1 protein-coding gene is annotated in these 286 nt (G+C 65.7%); it reads right to left on the reverse strand.

Annotation, left to right across the window (positions count from 1 at the left end):
* A partial coding sequence (locus tag CH341_RS34850; RefSeq protein ID WP_425376236.1) for a hypothetical protein occupies positions 1–286 on the reverse strand: 286 nt, incomplete at both ends.

The raw sequence follows: 286 nt of genomic DNA on the forward strand, positions 1-286 counted from the left end.
GGCGACGATCGCCCACGCGGCTGCCCCCCAGGAACTGAAAGCCGCGCCGAGAAGCAGGAACCATGCGGTCGAAAGATAGGCCGCAGCGGCTGCCATGCCGTTGTAGCCTGCCGGCACGCTACCGCCGGCGAGAAAAAAGCCCTTGGCCTGCGTGCTGCCGGACGCAAGCCCGATGCCGACAAAGGCGATGAGCGATCCGGCCAAACAAACCATCCCGATCACCGCTTGCGGCAGGCCGAGCGCATCGAGCGCCATAAGCAGGAGGATCGATCCCACCAGAACTGCG

The organism is Rhodoplanes roseus (genome assembly GCF_003258865.1).
GTDB classification, from domain to species: domain Bacteria; phylum Pseudomonadota; class Alphaproteobacteria; order Rhizobiales; family Xanthobacteraceae; genus Rhodoplanes; species Rhodoplanes roseus.